This is a genomic window from Mucilaginibacter sp. P4_G9 (assembly GCF_056400985.1).
The window spans coordinates 1-21,256 of the sequence record NZ_JBFUKF010000055.1; the positions used below are offsets into that span (position 1 = coordinate 1).

Annotated in this window: 18 protein-coding genes, 1 tRNA gene and 1 riboswitch; of the genes, 12 read left to right on the forward strand and 7 right to left on the reverse strand. The window is 45.1% G+C overall.

Annotated features, from left to right (window positions below):
* Positions 1-267 precede the first annotated feature (267 nt).
* The 3 genes from AC1DPZ_RS07520 to AC1DPZ_RS07530 form a co-directional block, all read right to left on the reverse strand.
* Positions 268-1,143, reverse strand: a complete 876-nt coding sequence (locus tag AC1DPZ_RS07520) for an NmrA family NAD(P)-binding protein (RefSeq protein WP_477402334.1) — start codon at positions 1,141-1,143, stop codon at positions 268-270.
* Positions 1,144-1,292: 149 nt separating this feature from the next.
* Positions 1,293-2,147: an alpha/beta fold hydrolase gene (locus tag AC1DPZ_RS07525; protein ID WP_477402336.1), complete on the reverse strand. Its 855-nt coding sequence runs from the start codon at positions 2,145-2,147 to the stop codon at positions 1,293-1,295.
* Between the two features lie 36 nt (positions 2,148-2,183).
* A complete protein-coding gene (locus AC1DPZ_RS07530; RefSeq protein ID WP_477402338.1) occupies positions 2,184-3,113 on the reverse strand; it encodes an alpha/beta fold hydrolase in 930 nt (309 codons plus the stop codon).
* Between the two features lie 216 nt (positions 3,114-3,329).
* Between AC1DPZ_RS07530 and AC1DPZ_RS07535 the strand changes: the two genes are divergently transcribed.
* From AC1DPZ_RS07535 to AC1DPZ_RS07555, 5 genes are all read left to right on the forward strand, one after another.
* The gene (locus tag AC1DPZ_RS07535; RefSeq protein ID WP_477402339.1) at positions 3,330-3,926 is read left to right on the forward strand and encodes a TetR/AcrR family transcriptional regulator; all 597 of its coding nucleotides are present in this window, start codon (positions 3,330-3,332) and stop codon (positions 3,924-3,926) included.
* Positions 3,927-3,953: 27 nt separating this feature from the next.
* Positions 3,954-4,370 (forward strand): nuclear transport factor 2-like protein, encoded by a 417-nt coding sequence (locus tag AC1DPZ_RS07540; protein ID WP_477402341.1) that lies wholly within the window; start codon positions 3,954-3,956, stop codon positions 4,368-4,370.
* A 95-nt stretch (positions 4,371-4,465) separates the two neighbouring features.
* Positions 4,466-5,053: a Crp/Fnr family transcriptional regulator gene (locus AC1DPZ_RS07545; RefSeq protein ID WP_477402342.1), complete on the forward strand. Its 588-nt coding sequence runs from the start codon at positions 4,466-4,468 to the stop codon at positions 5,051-5,053.
* A 107-nt stretch (positions 5,054-5,160) separates the two neighbouring features.
* On the forward strand, positions 5,161-5,973 hold the full coding sequence (locus AC1DPZ_RS07550; protein WP_477402343.1) for an alpha/beta fold hydrolase: 813 nt from the start codon (positions 5,161-5,163) through the stop codon (positions 5,971-5,973).
* Between the two features lie 507 nt (positions 5,974-6,480).
* Positions 6,481-7,428, forward strand: coding sequence for a hypothetical protein (locus AC1DPZ_RS07555; RefSeq protein ID WP_477402344.1), 948 nt, complete (start codon positions 6,481-6,483; stop codon positions 7,426-7,428).
* A gap of 599 nt (positions 7,429-8,027) precedes the next feature.
* Here AC1DPZ_RS07555 and AC1DPZ_RS07560 read toward each other — a convergent pair.
* The 4 genes from AC1DPZ_RS07560 to AC1DPZ_RS07575 form a co-directional block, all read right to left on the reverse strand.
* Complete coding sequence (locus AC1DPZ_RS07560; protein ID WP_477402346.1) at positions 8,028-9,005, reverse strand: hypothetical protein; 978 nt, start codon at positions 9,003-9,005, stop codon at positions 8,028-8,030.
* A gap of 389 nt (positions 9,006-9,394) precedes the next feature.
* Positions 9,395-9,862, reverse strand: coding sequence for a M15 family metallopeptidase (locus tag AC1DPZ_RS07565; RefSeq protein WP_477402348.1), 468 nt, complete (start codon positions 9,860-9,862; stop codon positions 9,395-9,397).
* A gap of 78 nt (positions 9,863-9,940) precedes the next feature.
* Positions 9,941-10,513: a hypothetical protein gene (locus AC1DPZ_RS07570; RefSeq protein WP_477402349.1), complete on the reverse strand. Its 573-nt coding sequence runs from the start codon at positions 10,511-10,513 to the stop codon at positions 9,941-9,943.
* Positions 10,514-10,795: 282 nt separating this feature from the next.
* Positions 10,796-12,145, reverse strand: coding sequence for a lipase maturation factor family protein (locus AC1DPZ_RS07575; protein WP_477402350.1), 1,350 nt, complete (start codon positions 12,143-12,145; stop codon positions 10,796-10,798).
* A gap of 526 nt (positions 12,146-12,671) precedes the next feature.
* Positions 12,672-12,783, forward strand: a riboswitch (SAM riboswitch).
* A 117-nt stretch (positions 12,784-12,900) separates the two neighbouring features.
* Here AC1DPZ_RS07575 and AC1DPZ_RS07580 point away from each other — a divergent pair.
* The 7 genes from AC1DPZ_RS07580 to AC1DPZ_RS07610 form a co-directional block, all read left to right on the forward strand.
* Positions 12,901-13,470 (forward strand): TlpA family protein disulfide reductase, encoded by a 570-nt coding sequence (locus AC1DPZ_RS07580; RefSeq protein WP_477402351.1) that lies wholly within the window; start codon positions 12,901-12,903, stop codon positions 13,468-13,470.
* A gap of 368 nt (positions 13,471-13,838) precedes the next feature.
* On the forward strand, positions 13,839-17,018 hold the full coding sequence (locus AC1DPZ_RS07585) for a SusC/RagA family TonB-linked outer membrane protein (RefSeq protein ID WP_477402353.1): 3,180 nt from the start codon (positions 13,839-13,841) through the stop codon (positions 17,016-17,018).
* A gap of 5 nt (positions 17,019-17,023) precedes the next feature.
* Positions 17,024-18,463 carry a SusD/RagB family nutrient-binding outer membrane lipoprotein gene (locus AC1DPZ_RS07590; RefSeq protein ID WP_477402355.1) on the forward strand — a complete coding sequence of 480 codons (1,440 nt, stop codon included), beginning with the start codon at positions 17,024-17,026 and terminating at the stop codon, positions 18,461-18,463.
* Between the two features lie 55 nt (positions 18,464-18,518).
* Positions 18,519-18,591: transfer RNA gene (locus tag AC1DPZ_RS07595), tRNA-Cys, on the forward strand.
* A 132-nt stretch (positions 18,592-18,723) separates the two neighbouring features.
* A complete protein-coding gene (gene xth, locus AC1DPZ_RS07600) occupies positions 18,724-19,497 on the forward strand; it encodes an exodeoxyribonuclease III (RefSeq protein WP_477402357.1) in 774 nt (257 codons plus the stop codon).
* Positions 19,498-19,648: 151 nt separating this feature from the next.
* Positions 19,649-20,821 carry a metallophosphoesterase gene (locus AC1DPZ_RS07605; protein WP_477402359.1) on the forward strand — a complete coding sequence of 391 codons (1,173 nt, stop codon included), beginning with the start codon at positions 19,649-19,651 and terminating at the stop codon, positions 20,819-20,821.
* 4 nt (positions 20,822-20,825) lie between these two features.
* Positions 20,826-21,256 (forward strand): DUF2461 domain-containing protein (locus tag AC1DPZ_RS07610; protein WP_477402360.1); only part of this gene is annotated, 431 nt, incomplete at its 3' end.

Sequence of the window (21,256 nt, forward strand, 5' to 3'; positions counted from 1 at the left end):
TAGTAACGCTTCGTCTTATGGGCTTTCATACTTCAAATTCTACATACCAGTAGACTCCAGACTACAGGGTTCATAATGATTTGTTTGTGACTTTCTGGCTGTAGCAAAAGTTGCCAGTTTAGACACATAGCCGTGAAAAATTCTATTCCCTAATGTAAGGAATAAATAGAAAAGTTGCGTTGGTGTTACCGCCTGAGATTTTAATATTTGATAACGACGAGAAACAAGCTCGTCGTTATCAAAGTCTAAGGATATCAAATGAAAAGCTTATTCGAAATAGGCTCGGTGTTTACGGATAAACTCCCGCATGCCCAACGGCTCGCGACCGGTAATGTCCTTTACCGCTGAGTTGGTCCCCGCAAACACGCCGTCCCGGCAGTCTTGCGCCACACTTGATATATGCTGAATAAAGTGCGGATGGTAACCTTGCTTAGGAGCTTCCGCCTGATAGGTTTCGATACTTATCGGGTCATAAGTAATTTTCCTGCTCAATTCTTCGCTCAAGATGTCGGCAAGACCAAAAACGTTGTACTCAACCGGCCCGTAAAGCGGATAGATCTTTCCTTCATGCCCTTCCGGGTTTAAAAGTAATTCTGCGATCACCCGTCCCTGATCTTCTGCTGCTATAGGTGCATAACGGCCTTCCCCAAATGGCAGGATCACTTTATCCTGTGTTTTAATAGTGTCACTGTATATCAGCCACTCGGCAAAGAAGGTTGGACGAATATGGCTGACTTTAAGACCTGACAGGTCCAGCATACGCTCGGCAACCCAATGGTCCCTGGCACCGTTGCTTTTTGCCTCACGGCGGGCAGAAATCTGTGACATATTTACAATGTTGCGAACATCTTGTTCCCTTGCAGCCTGTATCAAATAACTTGTACTGGCAAGTATTCCCGGAGTAAGGATCGGATAAAGAAAATAAACCCCTGTGATACCTTGCAACGCACTGCTTATCGCATAAAAATCATTGATATCACCTTGCACAATTTCGACGCCCTGTTCTTCCAATTTTTTGGATCGTTCGTCAATTTTGTGTACCAGGCCACGTACCTGTACGCCTCTCTTTAGCAGTTCGGGTATTACATAGCCTGCTGTGTAACCTGTTGCTCCTGTAACCAGAAATTTTTGCTGATTGCTCATAAGAATAATTTAAATATTAATTACTAACTGTTTGTTTAATAAAATACCGTTTGGTATATTTTATAGTAAAAAATTGCTGCAAGTTCTCCTTGATCTTACTGGTCAATTTTAATTTTTTTTTAATGGCGGTTCAGATTTCCGGAAACTGATTAAGCATTACCATCCAGGAATAATTTGGCCTGCAACACGAAATGTTCATGAAATTGATAATGCGAAGCATGGTTAGCATCCGGGTATAGGATCAGTTGCGCATTGGGTAAGTTTTGCTGCAGCAGATAAGAGTTGATGGTCGGAAAGATAATGTCATGCTTACCGTTAACTATCAGTACCGGATGGCTTATTTTTTGCAGGTAATCAAATGACCCTTCGCTTTTCTTTCCCCATTCCGCGATTGCTGCCAGCTGCGCCGGTACCACCTTGTCGCTTATGGCGATATCCCTGTCCTCTTTTCTGGCCCTGATGCGTTCCAAAAATTGCCGGCCGGCAGCCTGGCTGCTCTCCGTTGGTAAAAAGAAAGTATCCAGCAACAGCTCATCTGGTTGATTGTAGGGCTTGTCGAACAATGCCCATACTTCTGGCAGGAAGGTTTCCAATCCTTCGCCGCCTCTCGGGCCCGAGCCCACCAGGATAATGCGGTTAACTAATTCGGGGCGATCAACAGCTACCTGCTGGGCCGCAAAGCTGCCCATGGAAAAGCCGAACAGGTCGACTCTATTAAGCCCGAGGGCGTCAATAAAATCTTCAGCATCTTTAGCAATTTCTGCAATACTGTGCTTTGGGTCACCACCTGATTTAGCGATTCCCCTGGTGTCAAAAATGATGACTTCCCGCTTTTCCGAAAGAGGATCAAGAACAGCCGGGTCCCAGTTGTCTAAAGTTCCGGTGAAATGCTGGAAAAATACAAGAGGCAGGCCGCTGCCTTTTCCAAATCTGCGATAGGCGAATGAAACGCCGTTAACATCTGCGAACTGCGTTGGTGCAGTATTATGGGTGTGAATACTCATGATTTTTATATTTAAAAAGTTTAATTTGAATCAGCCTTATTGAAGGAACTCGTTTACCTGTTGCAGGAATTGCGCGGGGTACTGGTAATGCGGCGCATGATTAGCATCCGGATAAACGATCAGTGAGGCATCTGGCAGATGCTCTTTCAGGATCAGGGCGTTAACAGTAGGACAGATAATATCCTGGTCTCCGTGTATGATCAGCGTTGGCTGTTTGATCTCTTTGAGGTAGTCAAAGCTGTTTTCCGCAGGTTTGCCCCAACTGAAGATTGCTGCCAGCTGTGCGGGCACAACTTTATCAGTAAGCGCAGGATCTTTTTTAACCCGCGCCCGGATCCTGTTCAAATAACCCCATCCGGCTTTCTGACTTTTCGCAGTCGGCGTGAAAAATGTATCCAGCAATAATTCATCAGGATGCGGGTACTGCTTTTTGAACAGCGCCCAAACCTGCGGCGAATAATCTGCCATCCGCTCACCCCCGCGGGGGCCGGTTCCCAACAGGATCAGTTTCCGAATGAGTTCCGGACGGTCGTAGGTCAGTTGCTGGGCGACCATTCCGCCTATCGAAAAACCGAACAAGTCGATTTTCTTCAGACCAAGCGCATCAATAAATGCCGCGGCATCCTTTGCCATTTCGGCGATAGTATCAGGTGTTTTGCCTGCTGAGGCAGCCACGCCGGCATTGTCGAAAATGATCACTTCCCGGTCCTTTGCAAAGCCATCAATGACGGCCGGGTCCCAGTTATCCATAGTGCCGGTCAGGTAATTGGTAAATACCAGCGGGAGCCCGCCTTTTTTACCATACCTGCGATAGGCAAATTTTACGCCTTGTACATCGACAAAGCTGGTAGGCACCGTTCTGGCTGTATAGGTGCCGACGGAGCCGGCTAACAGTTTGCTTTTTGGCAGCAGCGTAAGCCCTGCGGCGGCAATTGAGCCAAGTTTTAAAAATTCTTTTCTTTCCATATCAGTAAGTGTTTGCCCGCCATATAGTTGATCAGGCTATCCGGAGGGTACTGTGTTATAAACTAATAATTATGCGTTCATGCTAGCCACGATCGACGGGACAAATATAAAATGAACGATTGTTCATTATGAATAGTCGGAATTGATATTTACTTATTAATGACAAAAATGAACAATCGTTCATTGTACATTTGCTTTTGTATTAAGAGTCAGATAATGAACAAAGCGGAAAGAACAAGACAGTTTATCATTGAAAAGACCGCTCCGATCTTTAACACCAAAGGGATAGCGGCAACTGCGGTAACAGATATTATGGAGGCCACGAAAATGGCCAAGGGCAGCCTCTATGTACACTTCCAGAACAAGGAGGAGCTGACGCATTGCGCTGTTGACTGGAACCTCCGCCAGTTGACGGATAAGTTTAAAGCAGAGGCAGATAAGTATACGGGTGCAAAAGATAAGTTTTTTGGACTGCTGGATTACCTGAGCGACCCGATGAATCCTCCGGTCCAGGGAGGCTGTCCCATGATGAATTTCGGCATGGAGGCCGACGATACCAGTCCGGTAATACGGGAGAAGGTGCATCAAACTATCTGCGATGTCAGGCAGGGCATGATGGATATCCTGGAAAAAGGGATTGAAGACGGCGAATTTAATTCTGACTGGAACTACACAGAATTTGCGATGAAGGCCTATGCGATGATTGAGGGAGGAATCCTGGTAGCCAGGGTATCCCAGGACATTTCGCAAATGAAAATGCTAATGGACATCCTCAAACGTGAGCTTAACGGACATGTTGCCGAAACTCATTAAATAGACAACATCAGCTACAAAATAAAAATGAAAAAACATCCATTAAGGCAATTCAAAGAGTCGCCCGGTGCGACATTAGCGGGACTAAAAGCGCTGCTCGCAGATGATGTGGTTTTCTCGAGCCCGATATTTTCCAGGGAAGTGAAGGGCAAAGACCTGGTGGCGCAGGTTATGCTCACTTCCACATCAGTCCGCGACGGTCGGTTCACGCACGAATTTAAGCGGGATAACGAGACGGTGCTGATCTGGGAAGGCAAGATCAATGGGCATAAGTTGGTCAGTTTTGAGCTGATTGTGGATAATGAGGAGGGGAAGATCAGGTATAGATCAGTGGCTTTCAAGCCATATCCCGTGGTCAGCTTATTCAGAGGTGCGATGTACGAGCAGCTAAAAGATATTATCCCGGAGGACATGTGGCATCTTCAGCCGGTGTCTGAGGAATAAGTTGTTTGATTTAGTGTGATTGATAAATGGCTGCCTGAATATTCAGCAGCCATTTTTATTTATTGACATCAGCCGGAAGGTTTCAAATTAAAGAAATGGAAAAAATAGAGCGATTGGAAAACATGGTGAGAGGAATTTCCGGAATGTCAGCAAATGACTTTGCGATATCAAAGCCATTTTGGCAGGAGAAAGATTACCGAAAGGGCGAATTTTACAATGAGTACAAAAACGTATGTAAGTATTTGGGCTTTGTGTTGTCGGGTGTTTTCAGGATCTATAAGTACCATGAGCCTACAGGGGTGGARAGGAATATGCTGTTTTTCACCAACAACCAGTTCATGAGTTCTTTTAAAAGCTTCTTAAGCCAAACCAGCTGCGAATATTATACCGAGTCGATGACCGATTCAGAAATACTGTATATTCATTACGATAATCTGCAGCATTTGTACAGCACTTCACCGGCCTGGGAGCGGTTTGGGCGCATCTTTGCAGAATCTGCACTCCATGCGATCATGCACAATACCGAGGGATTTCTGTTTAAAACAGCGGAAGAACGTTACCTGGAAATGCTAAAGCAGCATCCGGAGATCCTGCAGTCCGTACCACTTTACCATATAGCTTCTTATCTGGGAATTGAAGGGCCATCCCTGAGCCGTATTCGTAAAAGGCTGATGCATAAATGAACTTTATTGTTCGATGCATCCGCTACCGATTTTAACCCAGGTTAAAGTTTCCCCACTATTTCAGGGATAGTTTTGCCCTGTCTGTACAATCAGGCAAAACATAGACAATGAAAAAAGTAATATTATCACTACTGTTATTAGTATCCTTTACAGTAGTGTTTTCCGCATGTTCAAAAGATGATAACAATCAAAATTTTAAAACGAAAACTTATGTGCTCGTACACGGTGCGTGGCAGGCGCCGTATGTGTGGGACGCTGTGAAGGCAAGCCTGGAGAAAGCAGGTAATCATGTAGTAGTGGTTGAATTGCCGGGCCACGGCAGTGACCAAACCGCACCGCAAAATTTAAGCATTGATGTTTACAGGGACAAAGTAATAGAAGCGCTTTCCAAAGTAAACGGAAAAGCAATACTGGTAGGTCACAGTCTTGGAGGTGTGATTATTTCAGCAGTCGCAGAAAAAGTGCCTTCCAAAATAGAAAAGCTGGTTTATATAGGGGCCTATCTGCCTGCTTCCGGCCAGTCACTGTTAGATCTCGCACAAACCGACCCTGATGCGCTATTGGGAAAATCCCTGGTTCCATCGGCTGATCAGCTGACACTGGATGTTGTGCACGACAATATTACCGGCATTTTTATCCAGGATGGAACCGAGGCGATCAAAAGCCTGGTATTAAAAAATTATCGCGCCGAACCTGCAATTCCTTTTACGAATAAGATCATATTGACCGGTGCCAATTTCGGATCGGTTGAAAAAGTATATATTAAAACCCTGCAGGATCATGTGATATCACCAGGTTTACAGGTTCGGATGATCGCTACGGCCGGGATCAAAAACGTATACCAGTTAAATACCAGCCATTCGCCGTTCCTGTCTAAACCGGATTCAGTAAATATCCTTTTGACAAAAATAGGCCAATAGATTAATCAAGTAATTATTGATCCTGATCCCGTATCCCGGTATGAGCAACCGGGAAAGGGATCAGGATTTAATTCACACAATAATGAAAACATCAGGAACCGGAGATTATATCCCGGATCCGACGGTTCGTTCGGAGAATCGAACTACTATACCAGTAGTCTCCAGACTACAGGGTTCATAATAATTTGTTTGTGGTTTACAGCTGTGACAAAGGTTGCCAGTTTAGACACGTAGCTGTGAAAAATACTATTCCCTAATGTAGGGAATAAATAGAAAAGTTGCTTTGGTGTTTTGCTCAGTGGTTGGGGTTGCTAAAGGGCATCCCGGAGGTGGTACGGTGAAAACACCGACCACAGGCTGGATAAAAAAGCGTAATATCCGCATGATAATCACGTAGTTAAACTCGTGCCTGAGGCACAAATACATTGTTATTTTGCTATGTGATTTAAGATAAGGCTAAGGAAAAGCCTTTTATATTTTAACAAACAATTAAAACATCAAACTACCATGAAACATTTTAATCATTTAATTTTCACATTTATTACTGCAACTGTAATTCTTACCTCTTGTGGTAAAGATGGCGCTGTAGGGCCCGCGGGGCCGTCAGGTACTGCAGGCACAACCGGAGCCGCAGGCGCTGTTGGTGCAACCGGTGCTGATGGTACCAAAATTTACTCTGGCACAGGCACCCCTGCAGCAACGCAGGGAGCCACAGGCGATTTCTACCTTGACGTTTCTAACAGCAATTTTTATGGCCCTAAAACAAGTTCAGGATGGGGAGCTGCCACCAGCCTGAAGGGAGCTACAGGAGCGGCTGGAGCTACAGGAGCAGCAGGAGCTACAGGAGCAGCAGGGACCGCAGGCTCTAAAATTTATAGCGGCGCTATCGCACCGGCATCTTCATTAGGGGCAGATGGAGATTATTACTTAAATTCTACTAATTATTTATTTTACGGCCCCAAAGCAAGTGGCGCATGGCCCTCACCTATTAATCTAAAAGGAGCCAAAGGCGACCCGGGAACAGCTAATGTAATATATTCTGACTGGTATACCCCAGCTACATATGCCAAAACAACCATTTTTGGCACGATTAACTTTACAGCCGATATCGCTGCCTCTAAAATTACCCAGGCTATTTTAGACAATGGCGCAGTAGTGGTATATGCCAGGCTTAATGGATATAATCCTGCTATATGGCCTACTAACCAGGTGAGTGCCTTACCAATTGCAATTAATTATATGAGCGGCGCTACTCCTAACCTTGATACATGGTCGGCACTTTGCACAGTTGGGAATGTAAGGATAAGCTTAACCAGTAGTACCAATGCTTACAGCAACATATCAAACGCACACCAATTCAGGTATATTATAATTCCGGGTGGCGTACACACACTCAGCGTTGTCAATCTCAAAAACTATAAAGAGGTACAACAAGCATTGCATATAAATGACTAACCTGTAAAAAACTATCATCTACCTTCAATTTTTAGCATGAAAAAAACGCCGGACGCCAAAGTTTCCGGCGTTTTAATTTCAGGCACATGCCAATTAAACGGCGCGGTCACTTAGGGAGTCTGCTCAGAAAATTTAATACATCCTGTCCTATTTCTTTAGCGTTTGTTTCCAGGGCAAAATGACCGGTGTTATAAAATTTAACCACAGCGTTAGGGTTATCACGCTTGTAAGCTTCGGCACCGGCCGGTAAAAAATAAGGGTCTTTATTCAGCCTGTGGTCGGTGTTTTCACCGCACCACTTCCAGTTGGCTTATCATATCCAGTGACATCTTATATAGTATGGCAGCCTTTATATATGTTCCATGTAGTGTGTAATGAGGTCATTTTCAGTATTGAGGATATAATAAGGGGCCGAAGAATACAGGTACTCTTCGGGGAATTGGCATAAACCTGCTTTAACCGGATTATAGGGAATGTAGTCTAATTTCTGTTCAAATACTTTACGGTTGTATATGGTAGCCTTGAACGGCCGTCGCTCCTAAAACTGGTATTTCTGGTCGGCTCGAATATGCCGACCATAGGCTGAACAATATATGTACTTAGCGGCCACCTCCGAACTTTTTATCGATCAATGCCAGGTAGGAAATATCGCCATTGAGCAGTTCTTGTCGGTCATATCCCTGAAAAGCGGAGTAAATGGCATTGCCCAGCGCAAAGGAGCCGAGCAGCGGATGTCCGGCGTCAAAACCGATTCCCGCCGCGGTAAGACCGAACAAGGTACCGAAGGTGATCTGACCGAGTCTTGATTCGCCGAGGCGGGCGAAGATCTCATCCCTGCGTTCCAATATCTCTCTGAGTTTCAACTGATAGTATATCTCCCGCGCCTCTTTGCCTTGGATGTTAACTATCTCGATGATGGTCTGTTCCAGTCTGTTCCTGAAATTCTTCAATTGATCGTAATATTCTTCCTTGAAGGTCTTGAGCTGATAAGCGCTTGCTGCCAGCGGATATGGAATCAGTTCATTCAGGAATCTGTTCCGTGTCGATAATCGATGATATGGAAATGCGTTTCGGTCCGGACGAAGATCAATATTTCTGGTATTATCGGTGGCGGGCGTGAATCCTTCGACCTTCGAGATGACCGTGGCCAGATAGGTCATGAATATCCTGGCTGTCTGATGTTCTACATAGTACCATTCATGATTTTCACGTCTGATGATCCTTCTCCGTTCAAGTTCTCTCAATAGATTCTCACTGAATTTTTGGATATGCACCCGGCTGCCCCTGCCTTGAGCGAAGTCATTTTGTCTGGCGGTCAAGTCGAATTCAGCAGTATCTGTGAGGTCAAGGAATGCCTGATCGAAGTTTGGGATGTCATATGTATAATGATAAGGGAATATCTGTTGTATCAATTCCGCCTCGACCAGTTCCAGCATGTTGTTCTCCAGTCTGTTAGGATGATCCTTGTAGATATCAGGAACGATAGCACCGACATTATCCCAATAAAGCACACTGATAGTCGTCCAGTTCGTTTTCGGTACGTTGATATAGGGGAAATAAAGTAGGTTATCGGTCACGGGTAAAGGCTTGATATTATTTTCAATGAATAGATATTAAAGATATGGATTTTTTTGGACCGATTCGACAGTAGGATTCTTGCGCACGGCCTGTCATCTCCACTATTCGAAGTCTCCGAACCACTATGCCTGTAGTCTCCGGCTACAGGCTAACTAAAACAAACAATCAACATCAATAATCCCATCAATACCAGCATAATTAGATGCGCTTGAATAGATGTAATCTTCGGCGCGGCATACCAATCCTGCCCTAACGGGATATTGATGAATAAGGTCGATTTTTTGTTGTGTTACCGCAGGTGAAACAGTTCGATAAAATGATTGTTGTTCAGCCAGAAACACCAACCTTATGGGATTTTGATAACTGGATATTTAAGAAATTAAAGATCTTATGATCCGATTTCGAAATGCATCCAATCGTAATCCTTTTCACGCCCCAGTGATTTGAAGCCATGGTTGTAAAAGATGTCAATCATCGGGGCATATTCAGGCCTTGCAAATCGTGCAGTCGTATGGTTTTCATTTAAAAGATTCCTGTCCGGGTCAAGGTCCACAGCTACGCCCCAGGAATGGCGGCTTAAACTGGTACCATTCCGCATTTTTCTGTAATTAAAGCAGCCTCCATAGCGGTCAATGCCGAGCGCTTTAATTTGGTCAATGCCATATTGGCTCAGGATATCATTGAAAACTGCGTCGAGATTATCCTTAATGAGGTTGTGACAGGTAAAAGAATGTATTACCGTCTGTTTTTCCCAGGAAAGAACCATTGGGTAGAGAAGGGTTAGTTTAGTTAAGTAAGGTGTCCCCTGGGGATTGGGTTCGCCGTACCTGGCAATGAGTTGTTCTGTTGTGATCATAATTGTAGGATATTGGATTTAAAACGAGTATTTGTTTCAACGATTAAGGAACCCTGTTCACGTCAGCGCTTTGCCGGTTCAGTACGGGTTGTAATTTTTTCTCTCAACACTGTCCAGCCACACATTTAGGGTATAAAGCCTCGCTGCATGAGCTAAATCTAATGAGGACTGCTGCAAGTCTGATTGGCTTATTTCAGGATCCGGTTGTTCATAGGACGATAAAAGACGGCTAAATTTCATCATATGCATTTCTACCGTCTTATCCTCTACCATTGATAAGCGCCCCCAAAATAACCTGTAAAACTTCTTCTTTGCAAGGCTGTATTCTTCAGAAAAGATCTTTTCAGTGGCGAGGGTTGATGTTGCTTCCAGCGCCTCTGTATAAAATAAAAACTGCTTGTCATAAAAGCCCTTTCTAAACTCCTTGGCTGTTTGTTCTATACTTTGTTTTTCCTGTAGTTCCTTATTTTCGTTTTGCTGTTTATAGGCAATATATGTTCCTGCTATGCCTCCGATAATGGCTATGCCTTGCAATATTTTAATCGCATGTTCTATGCGATCAGAGCTTGTTTTGGACTTTAATTTCTCAACGATCCCGTTTCGGAATCGTTCAACAAGTTCTATTTTGTCTTTTTCTTCTTGGCTAAGCATAAACATTATTCATTAATTGGTGAATACCCGGCCTTTAACCTCGCGTAAGCTGCTCATTAACATTAAAATAATTAATGAAAGTTAGGCTTTGAACTTTTATCAGGCAATGACTAATTATAGCTATTATTGAAAATATTAAATGACACGACTACCAATTTCTGATTTGATAAAACAATCATAAAAAAGCAAAAATATTGAAGGTGATTTGTATGAATAAGGTAAGGGATAATCCATAAGTAAAGTATTAGGAAGGCAAACCATCTTCTGGATAGAAAAAGCAATTCACGGCGTCCATCCCATACCTTTCACATATTCCACCAGGCGCGGATCATTTGCTGAAAGTGCCGAAATCCATAGGCTAATCTGCTCGCGATTCCACCAAAGGCCCTGGGGATTGCCCGGCTTCGCGAATGTATAACGATACAACACAGCCCGGATATACCGCGGCGGCCCGGTGGGGAAGGGGTTGCCCGCAAACAAACTTATTGCACCGGGATCGTTATGAAGGAGCTTCCATACCAGGTTATAGGTCCACGGATATTGATCTGCGGTCGACATGGCGGCAAACCACATTTGCCAGTCTAAACGTAACTGGTAGGGCGCTATTTGCGGCGACGGCTTGTTAAGCAACACCGGCAGGCCTTTGTAGATGTAGGGTTTCCAGTTGGCTTTATCGTCGGGTACCTGGTCCGTCGTTCCTTCAAATACCACGTTCAAACGTTCCCGCCCCACAGATCCGAATGCGCCATAGGTATTTACCAGGTCAAGCGGGTCGAAGGACGAGTTCATAACCTGCCCCGGGGATAGCAGGTTCAATGCAGGCTGGATGCTCAGGATGGCAATTAAGCCGGCAACTACCCAGGAGGTGGTGAGCATAGGTTTGGATTCTTCGGCACCCTCAGCCGCCGCTTCCGCCTTACGAACGAGTATGGGGGGAAGAACCCTGGCCCAGAAGCTGTCATCCAAACAAGCCAAAGCCGGAATAATGGTAAGCCAGTTTAAAAAAGAAAGGTTACCGCTAAGTATAATGCTGACCTGGAATAACACGATCACCGATCCCGCTATATGACGCGCAACCTTTGGCCCGAATACGAACCATGGTGCTATCAGCTCGCCAAGCCAATTGAACCAGATGCCGGTCTTCAGCATTATCCGCGGCAAAAAATGAAACCACCGGCTCAGCGGCCCGGGAATGGGCTGCGTTTCGAAATGGTAATAGAGGGCAGTGCCGTTACGCCATATTTCATCCCCCCGGTATTTGATCAACCCCGAACCCAGCATAATGCGGAAGGTGAGCCAACGGAATAAAATGATAATGGGCAGGGGAGGCGCATACCGCGGAAAAGGGCGCAAACTGAAGAGCGGACAGAGGAAGATAGCGAGAAAGCCGGTTTCGTTAAGTTGGATCTCCCAACCGTATCCATACCAATCCTGCCCCAGGTGAACAAACGACATGTACAGAAACCAGAGTACAGCAAGCAGCGGCGCATTGGCGTAGCCCGCCACTACTACGCATGACAGCACAAACCCGATCCAGGCGGCAGTTAATAGCGCGGTGTCAGAATGCCAAAGCCAGAAGAGCGACGGCAGCCGCACAAACCCCGCCCCCGCCGACCCCAGGGCGGCGCTCACCTGCTTCAGGTAAATTTCCAGGGGAAGGAGCCCATGAGAACCGATCAAAGGTACTATCTGGTTGATGGCCACCAGGAAGGCAACAGCATACACCACCCCCAGCAGCCGGAGGATGACAAAGCGCGTAAGCCAGTAGCTGGGAGGGGCGCCCGGCATCCGAAAAATGCCGCCGGATCCGCTGTCCATTTTGTTTCCCGGTTCAACTTCCATTTACTTACTTACTTTTTGCACATTCCTCAATAATAGTACATTAATAGTAGTATATAGTTTGTTAAAATTTATCCTAAAATCTAATAATTATCGCGGAGTTCGAAAGGTGGTTGAAAGGAGCTTAAAAGGAGCGTGGCAGATTCATAGCGCGGCGCCCGGAGGGGGGTAATAAGGTATTGAAGGGACGCAAAATAACGAGATACTACAGGCTGGTGCCAGTGTTGTAAATAAATGACAATTAAATTATACAATATCTATGTATTTAGTAGAATATATTTCTACATTTGCAGGCGAAATATCAATAAGTTCTTTAATTTAATTATCAAGAAAGACTGAGGGAAAGGCCCGATGATGTCTTAGCAACCTGTAAGCCCATTGTTATAAAGGTGCTAATTCCTGTCCGCCGTAAAAAGCGGAAAAGATAATATCCGCAAATTATTGCGCAGCTTATGGCTGGTCATTGTGCCTTTCTCTCCAAAATTTCCTGTTTAGTTAGATTTCTGAAAATTTCTGCCTGCATAAAATAGGCGTTAAAATTTACAACTATGAATATTAAACATCTACTAATTACCTGTTCGTTTTTAATAAGCGCACTGCTTGCCGGCGCACAAACGGCAAAACCAGCCGATAGTGCATCTGTTGACCGTGGCTATATTGTAAAAGTTGGCGACCAGGCCCCTGCCGATTTTGAACTGGTATTGGCCGATGGCAGTAAAATGTCATTAAAAGAGTTGCGTGGCAAAGTAGTTATCCTGCAGTTTACTGCCAGCTGGTGCAGTGTATGCCGCCAGGAAATGCCTCATCTTGAAAAGGAAATATGGCAAGCCTACAAAGACAATGGTCTGATCCTGATAGGGGTAGACCGCGATGAACCCCTTGAAAAGGTACAGCACTTTCAACAGGAAATGAAGATCAGCTACCCATTGGCGCTTGATCCGGGGGCTAATATTTTTGGTCGTTTTGCCAATAAAAAAAGCGGGGTAACCCGCAATGTAGTTATCGATAAAGATGGGAAGATTGTTTACCTCACCCGTTTGTATGACACACAGGAATTTGCATCGATGCTAAAAGCAGTAGATGTGCTGGTTAACAATAAAACTGCATCTGTAAACTAAATAAAGGCTTAAAGCTAAATAGTGATTTTAACTCTGTATTTAAACTGACCCTGTTACCATCTATATATCAAATTGTTATGAAAACAACAAGAGCACCTTTCCAAAACGTACCCCCTGCCAGCAAATTGGTATCATTTTCCTCCGCATCTGTTTACCTGTATATGCAGTGTATGCGTTGTTGCTGTTAACTTAATGGCAACGGTTATTAGCCCTATGCCTGCTGCAGCTCGCAGCATTTGCTTATAACCAACACAATCAATAATGAATTTACCGGCACTATAAAGTATCCAGCGGGGATTGTTTTGCCAAAAACGCTGCTGACTGGCTTCGCTGTGCCGGCAACAAAAACTAATTAATCATTAACCATCATGTTAAAAAATTACAAATTTTTACTGGCAATCCTGTTGCCCTTTTTTCTCATCCAAACGGTTGCGGCGCAATCTGTTAAAATAGGTGGGGTGGTAACCGCCAAGTCAGACGGCCTGCCATTGCCTGGTGTTAATATCTCTGTTAAGGGTAGCACAACCGGTGCTCAAACCAATGCTGATGGCAAGTTCAACATCTCAGCCAATGTTAACGATGTATTGAAGATTACCTATATAGGTTTTGCAACACAGGAGATAACGGTAAGGCAAAATGAAACCAATTTACAGGTCATATTACAGGATGCTCCTAATTCCCTTAACGAGGTAGTAATCACGGCGCTTAATATTTCTAAAGACAAGAAATCACTGGGTTATTCTGTTCAGGGATTAAAATCAAAAGACATCTCTGAGGCAAAGGAGACCAACCTGGTAAACGCGCTGGCAGGTAAAATTGCAGGTGTACAGGTTACCAACAGCCAGGGTGATATGGGATCATCCCGCATCATAATCCGTGGCGAAACCTCTATCGCAGGTAATAATCAGCCATTATTTGTGGTAGATGGTACTATTGTTGATAATTCCCAGTTCCTGGGTACAAATGGTTCAAGGGATTTTGCCAATGCCATAGCCGATCTTAACTCCGAGGATATTGAATCTGTAAGCGTACTCAAGGGCCCAAACGCGGCGGCGCTTTATGGATACCGGGCTGCTGCGGGTGTTATCCTTATTAAAACCAAAACTGGTAAAAGTTCAAAAGGATTGGGGATCAGTATTAATTCAAATACAAGTTTCTCCAATCTGCAGGTTTTGCCGGATTACCAAAATCAGTATGGTCAGGGTTCAAACGGTAAGTTCAGCTATGTGGATGGCAAAGGTGGTGGCGTAAATGATGGTGTCGACGAAAGCTGGGGTCCGGCTCTTGACGGTTCACTTATTCCACAGTTTTATTCAAATGGGCAGGCTGTGCCATTTGTGGCGCACCCCAATAATGTAAAGGATTTTTTTAAAACGGGTGTAACCCTTAATAATGGTATAGCGCTATCCGGGAGTAGTGATAAGGCTGATTACCGCCTATCCTACAACAACCTGCATCAAACTGGAGTTATTCCCAATACATCACAGGGCAGAAATTCGTTTTTACTGAACTCTACCTTCAGGCTTAGCCCTAAATTAACAATAACTACCATTGCAAATTACATCAAAGATGATGCAGATAACCTGCCTGGGGCAGGTGGCAGAAGAGCTACCAGTACTATGCTGCAGTTCACCTGGTTTGGCCGCCAGGTTGATATTAATCAATTGAAAAACTATAAGGATGCCAATGGCAATACTTTTAACTGGAACAACAGCTATTATAGCAACCCTTACTGGCTGGCTTATGAAAACACAGTTGGACAACACAAGAACCGAATTATTGGAAGTGTTGAGTTAAACTATAAGATCATCGAAGGTTTATCGGCCAATTTCCGTACCGGTACTGATTATTATAACGACCGTCGTAAAATAAAAGTAGCCTATGGTACCAACGGAACACCGTTTGGTTCGTACGAGGAAGATGCCTATAGCGTAAACGAAACCAATACCGAAGCCCGCCTGCAATACACCAAAAAACTTAGTAATGATTTCTCATTAGATGTATTGGGCGGTGGTAATATCAGCACCATAGTAAATGAGCAAAACGACCAGGTGGCACCCAAGTTGGCAGTTGCTGGTTTATATACACTCAAAAATTCGCGCGATCCGCTGGTGTCATCAAATGACTACGGCAAGCTGAAAACGTATAGTTATTTTGCATCGGCACAATTGGGTTATAAAAATTACGCGTTTATTAACCTTACAGGCCGTAACGACTGGTCATCAACTTTGCCGGCGGCTAACTTGTCTTATTTCTACCCATCTGTAAATGGTAGCTTAATATTATCAGAGGCGCTGGATATTAAGAGCAACGTGCTTACCTACGCTAAATTAAGAGGCGGATGGTCAAAAGTGGGTAAGGCAACCACACCATACCAACTGATCAACGTTTATGATTTTACGGCTCCTTTTAACACAAATCCGCAACAAAGCGCAAACAGTGTAGATCTGAACCCAAATCTGAAACCCGAAACCACAACATCTGCTGAGGCTGGATTTGAATTAGGTTTTTTTCAGGACAGGGTACATTTGGATGTGAGCGTGTACAACACCAATAGTGTAAACCAGATTATAAAGGTTGATGTAAGCCCATCTACCGGTTACAGTCAAAAGCTGATCAATGGTGGCAAGATCAACAACAAAGGTTTAGAAGTTCAGCTGGGTTTAACCCCAATAAAATCAAAAGATTTTACCTGGGATATTACTACCAATTATTCCCTTAACCGGAGTAAGGTAGTTTCGCTTGATGCCGAAGGCCGTTTACAAAGTTACATCCTGGGTACCGATCGTACAGTACAGGTACTGGCTGCTGTTGGTCAGCCTTATGGCACCTTGTTTGGCAACGCTTATACCCGTAATTCATCCGGGCAGATAGTTATTGGAGCTAATGGAACACCGGTTATTAACCCCGCCAAGCAATACCTGGGGAAATTTACACCAAATTGGCTGGGTAGTATCAATAACAGTTTTACCTATAAAGGTATTAACCTGGGTGTTTTGGTTGACGCACGCTTTGGTGGTTCTATTTACTCAAACACCAACCGTACCGGTACCTACACTGGTGTACTGGCATCAACATTGCCGGGGCGTGGTGCCGCAAATGGAGGTTTAAGTTATTACTATCCGGGTAATAATACCTCCGCAACGGCTGTGCAGGCAGGTAGCGCCCCTAATGGCGAAACTGTTTATCATGATGGGGTGATATTTAAAGGCGTAAAGGCTGATGGGACAGCTAATACTACCATATTACCTGCGCAATCCTACTACAAGGGGTTTACAAATGTTGATGAAGCATTTGTATATGATGCCTCCTATATTAAACTGCGCGAGGTAAAGTTGGGTTACACTTTTCCATCTAAGTGGGTTAAGGGTGTTGGCCTTCAATCGGCTACCTTTTCTATCGTTGGGCGCAACCTGTGGATCATCCATAAAAATGCACCTAATATCGATCCGGAAACTGCCTTCAACAATGGCAATGGCCAGGGCCTGGAAGACCTTACCCTGCCAACCGTACGCAACATCGGTTTTAATATCAACCTTAAATTCTAATGATCATGAAACTTAAATATACAGCTATATTATTGTCAGGTGCACTTTTGCTATCAGTTGCATCCTGCAAAAAAGATTTGGTTGAGATCAATCAAAATCCTAATGCTGCGCAAACCGCGCAGCCAGATTACTTACTTACAGCGGCCACAAAGGCTACTGCCGATACTTACTGGGGTACAGCCAATAACATGGATGCCAGCTTGCTATTTGTGCAATACTGGGCCAAAATTCAATATACCGATCCCGATAGGTATATATACAGTAACAGCGCTTTCCAGGAATTGTGGACGGTTGGTTATTCAAAAAGTATAGTAAACCTTAACCAGATCATCAAACTGGGCGACGCGCAAGGCAATACCAATTACAAGGGCGTAGCGCTGGTACTGCGTTCGTGGGTGTTTACCTTGCTTACCGAAGCTTATGGCAATATCCCTTATAAACAGGCAGCCAATATCGATCAGTACCTTACACCGGCTTATGATAGCCAAAAGGACGTTTATTTTGCACTGCTGGATGATTTAAAAGCCGCCCAAACAGCGCTTGATCCGTCAGGTAAGGCTATTGCAGGCGATGTTATTTATGGCAACAATATAGCCCTGTGGAAAAAGTTTGCCAACTCGCTGCGCCTGCRCATCGCCTTACGCATTGCCGATAGGGAACCCGCGAAAGCTAAACAGGTTTTGGCAGATATCCAGATCGAAGGCGGCGCCTACATCAGTGCCAATACCGAAACCGCGCAGTTTACTTATGTAGATTCGCCAAACCAGAACCCTATCAGCAATTTGTTTGATACCCGGGATGACTATCGCATCAGTAAAACTATTGTAGATAAACTGGTTGCGCTAAATGATCCCCGACTGAAGGTGTATGCCAGCCCAACCAAAGATGCCACGCCGCAAACCTACGTTGGTATACCTAATGGTTTACTGGTTGGTGATGCCAGTAATCTGGGCTTTGCCAAAACATCAAAACCGGGAACTTACTTTTTGGCGCCGCATGCCCCGGCGGTGATCATCAGCTATGCCGAAACCTTGTTTGACCAGGCCGAAGCTGTTGCACGTGGCTTTATTACCGGCGATGCAGCCGGTTTATACAAACAGGCGGTAACCGCCTCGCTAAAGCAATACAGCATTGCCGATGCGGATATTACTACTTACACAGCCCTGCCTGCCGTGCAATACGATGCCACCAACTACAAAAAATCAATAGGCGAACAAAAATGGATAGCGCTTTTTGGCCAGGGCCTGGAAGCCTTTGCCGAGTGGCGCAGGCTTGATTATCCGCAATTACAGCCCGCTGTAGCCGGTACTTTGAGTGGCAAATTGCCATTAAGGTTTATTTATCCCGGTACCGAGCAATCATTAAACGGTAATAACTATAAAGCGGCGGTGGCCAGCCAGGGCGCTGATGTGCTTACCACAAAATTATGGTTTGATGTAAATTAGAAACAGGTAAGCGGCCATATTTAGGTAGCTACCTTTTATGGTCGCTTTTTAAAAAGGCGGAGTGGCCGAGTGGCTTAGGCGGGGGTCTGCAAAACCCTTTACGGTGGTTCGAATCCATCCTCACGCCTCATTATTAAAATGCTAAAATATCATTCATCTGAAAAAGCAGCCCTTTAAGGTTGCGCCGCATGATTACGATTGAAAATTAATTGAGAATAGCAATTGATTTTTTAACTTAGTTTTCTGTTGAATCATGTGAAATGAAAATAGCTACCTAMAATGTTAACGGCGTTAATGGACGCCTACCCGTGTTACTCCGCTGGCTGGCAGAAACCGCGCCGGATGTTGTTTGTCTGCAGGAACTCAAAGCGCCACAGGAAAAATTCCCCGAACAGGCGATCAATGATGCCGGTTATAAGGCCATTTGGCATGGACAGAAAAGCTGGAACGGCGTGGCGATTTTATCCCGTAATGGCGATATCCAGGAATCCAGGCGTGCATTACCCGGCGATCCTGAAGATCTGCACAGCCGCTATATCGAAGCCATGGTGAATGGTGTGATGATCGGCTGCCTCTATCTGCCTAACGGTAACCCGGCACCAGGACCCAAGTTTGACTATAAGTTGCAATGGTTTGACCGCCTGGCCGCTCATGCCCTGGATCTGCTTAACCAGGAAATACCGGTAGTTTTATGCGGCGATTATAACGTGATGCCCACCGAGCAGGATGTTTATAAGCCCGAGCGCTGGCTCGACGATGCCCTGTTCCGCCCCGAAACCCGTGCAGCTTTCCATGGCCTGTTGACGCAGGGCTGGACCGATGCCATCCGGAAATTATATCCTACCGAAACGATCTATACCTTTTATGATTATTTCCGTAATGCCTACGGACGTGACGCGGGTCTGCGGATTGATCATTTCCTGCTCAGTCCAAAATTAAAAAACCGGCTTAAAGCTGCCGGTGTAGACCGCCATGTGCGCGGCTGGGAAAAGACCAGCGATCATTGCCCCGTCTGGATCGAACTAACACCTTAACCCTATGCCCAACCTCTGTGGATATAAAGCGACAGGAAAAAGCCATAACGACGATACTGAGTGATCTTTGCGAAAATAACATTTTGTCATCTTAGCGCCATTATGTTTGTGTCTTTGAAATGTTTCAGGCACCTGCTCGTCTTAGCTATATATGAAGAAACGAATCCTTGCCATTGTACTGCTATGGCTGATAATTGATACTTACTTTTTTACGGCAGTTGAAACGCTGACTCAAAACTCCTTTCTATACCTGGCCTACTGGTTATTTGACGCCTTACTGGCGGGTACTATCTTATTTAGTGTGATGACCAGGAAAACCAAACTCGTATCCTGGCTGATGGCGCTGATGCTGCTCTCTTTTGTACCCAAGCTGGTGGGCTCCATAGTTATGGTGCTCGAAGATTTCACCCGCGTGTTCCGGGGCTTCCCGCCGCGCAGCTATGCTGTAAGTGAGTTTGTGCTGATCTTAGCCGCGGTGCTTTTCGGTCTATTGCTGTTTGGCATTACGCGTGGGCGTCATTACTATAAAGTTCGGCGGGAGACCCTTTATTTTGATGATCTGCCCGAAACCTTTGACGGTTTTACCATTACCCAGTTATCTGATATTCATTCCGGCAGTTTCAGTGATAGGCGAGGGGTGCAAAAAGGACTTGACCTGGTTAACGCGCAAAACAGCGACCTGATCCTTTTTACCGGCGACCTGGTTAACAACACGGCGACCGAAATGGATCCATGGATACCGGCTTTCGCCGAATTGGAAGCACCTTATGGCAAATACTCGGTACTTGGTAACCATGATTATGGCGATTACATACAATGGGAAAATAAGGCGGCGCAACAAGCCAACCTAAACCGCCTGAAGCAGGTGCACCAGGAAATCGGGTTTCAATTGCTCCTTAACGAGTCTATGCCAATTCAGAAGGATGACCAGTCTGTAGCGTTGATCGGTGTCGAAAACTGGGGAAAGGGTGGTTTTCATAAATATGGCGATCTCAAAAAGGCTACAGCCAACGTGCCCGACAACGCCTTCAAAATACTGATGTCGCATGACCCTTCGCATTGGGACGCAGTAACGCTTGGCCATCACCAGCCAATCCACCTTACGCTGGCTGGTCACACGCATGGTATGCAGTTCGGCTTTGAATTATTCGGCTTTAAATGGAGCCCGATCAAATATGTTTACAAACAATGGGCGGGCCTTTACCAAAAAAGCGGTCTTTACCTATATGTTAACCGGGGCTTTGGGTTCCTCGGCCTTAAGGGGCGCGTGGGCATCTGGCCAGAGATAGCAGTGCTCACTTTAAAACGTAAATCCTTAGTTTAGCGCGATGAGCCTGGTAACTTATCCTATGCTGCCCGCTTCCTGCCTTGATTTTATGCGCATGCTGGCAGCTAACAATAACCGCGAGTGGTTTGCAACACATAAGGATGCTTATCAAAACGAGCTCGGCCTGGTGGAGCACTTTGCCGGCGCCCTGTTGAAAGACCTTCAAACACATGATGTTATCGAAACGCCTGCAGGTAAAAAAGGCCTGCACCGCATCTACCGCGACATCCGTTTTTCCAAAGATAAAACCCCGTTTAAAACCAACTGGAGCGGTGGTTTCCGGCGTGCCACCAAATACCGCCGTGGCGGTTATTATTACAACTTTGAGCCCGGTAACAGTTTTGTTTTGGGCGGTTTCCGGGGGCCAAACCCACAGGATTTAAAACGGATAAGGGATGATATTGCCTTTGATGCCAGGCCATTACGTAACAT

Bases quoted from the DNA above. Each gene is read 5' to 3' on its own strand.
- AC1DPZ_RS07520 (WP_477402334.1), bottom strand. From the start codon at position 1,143: ATGAGCAATCAGCAAAAATTTCTGGTTACAGGAGCAACAGGTTACACA.
- AC1DPZ_RS07525 (WP_477402336.1), bottom strand. From the start codon at position 2,147: ATGAGTATTCACACCCATAATACTGCACCAACGCAGTTCGCAGATGTT.
- AC1DPZ_RS07530 (WP_477402338.1), bottom strand. From the start codon at position 3,113: ATGGAAAGAAAAGAATTTTTAAAACTTGGCTCAATTGCCGCCGCAGGG.
- AC1DPZ_RS07535 (WP_477402339.1), top strand. From the start codon at position 3,330: ATGAACAAAGCGGAAAGAACAAGACAGTTTATCATTGAAAAGACCGCT.
- AC1DPZ_RS07540 (WP_477402341.1), top strand. From the start codon at position 3,954: ATGAAAAAACATCCATTAAGGCAATTCAAAGAGTCGCCCGGTGCGACA.
- AC1DPZ_RS07550 (WP_477402343.1), top strand. From the start codon at position 5,161: ATGAAAAAAGTAATATTATCACTACTGTTATTAGTATCCTTTACAGTA.
- AC1DPZ_RS07555 (WP_477402344.1), top strand. From the start codon at position 6,481: ATGAAACATTTTAATCATTTAATTTTCACATTTATTACTGCAACTGTA.
- AC1DPZ_RS07565 (WP_477402348.1), bottom strand. From the start codon at position 9,862: ATGATCACAACAGAACAACTCATTGCCAGGTACGGCGAACCCAATCCC.
- AC1DPZ_RS07570 (WP_477402349.1), bottom strand. From the start codon at position 10,513: ATGCTTAGCCAAGAAGAAAAAGACAAAATAGAACTTGTTGAACGATTC.
- AC1DPZ_RS07580 (WP_477402351.1), top strand. From the start codon at position 12,901: ATGAATATTAAACATCTACTAATTACCTGTTCGTTTTTAATAAGCGCA.
- AC1DPZ_RS07585 (WP_477402353.1), top strand. From the start codon at position 13,839: ATGTTAAAAAATTACAAATTTTTACTGGCAATCCTGTTGCCCTTTTTT.
- AC1DPZ_RS07605 (WP_477402359.1), top strand. From the start codon at position 19,649: ATGAAGAAACGAATCCTTGCCATTGTACTGCTATGGCTGATAATTGAT.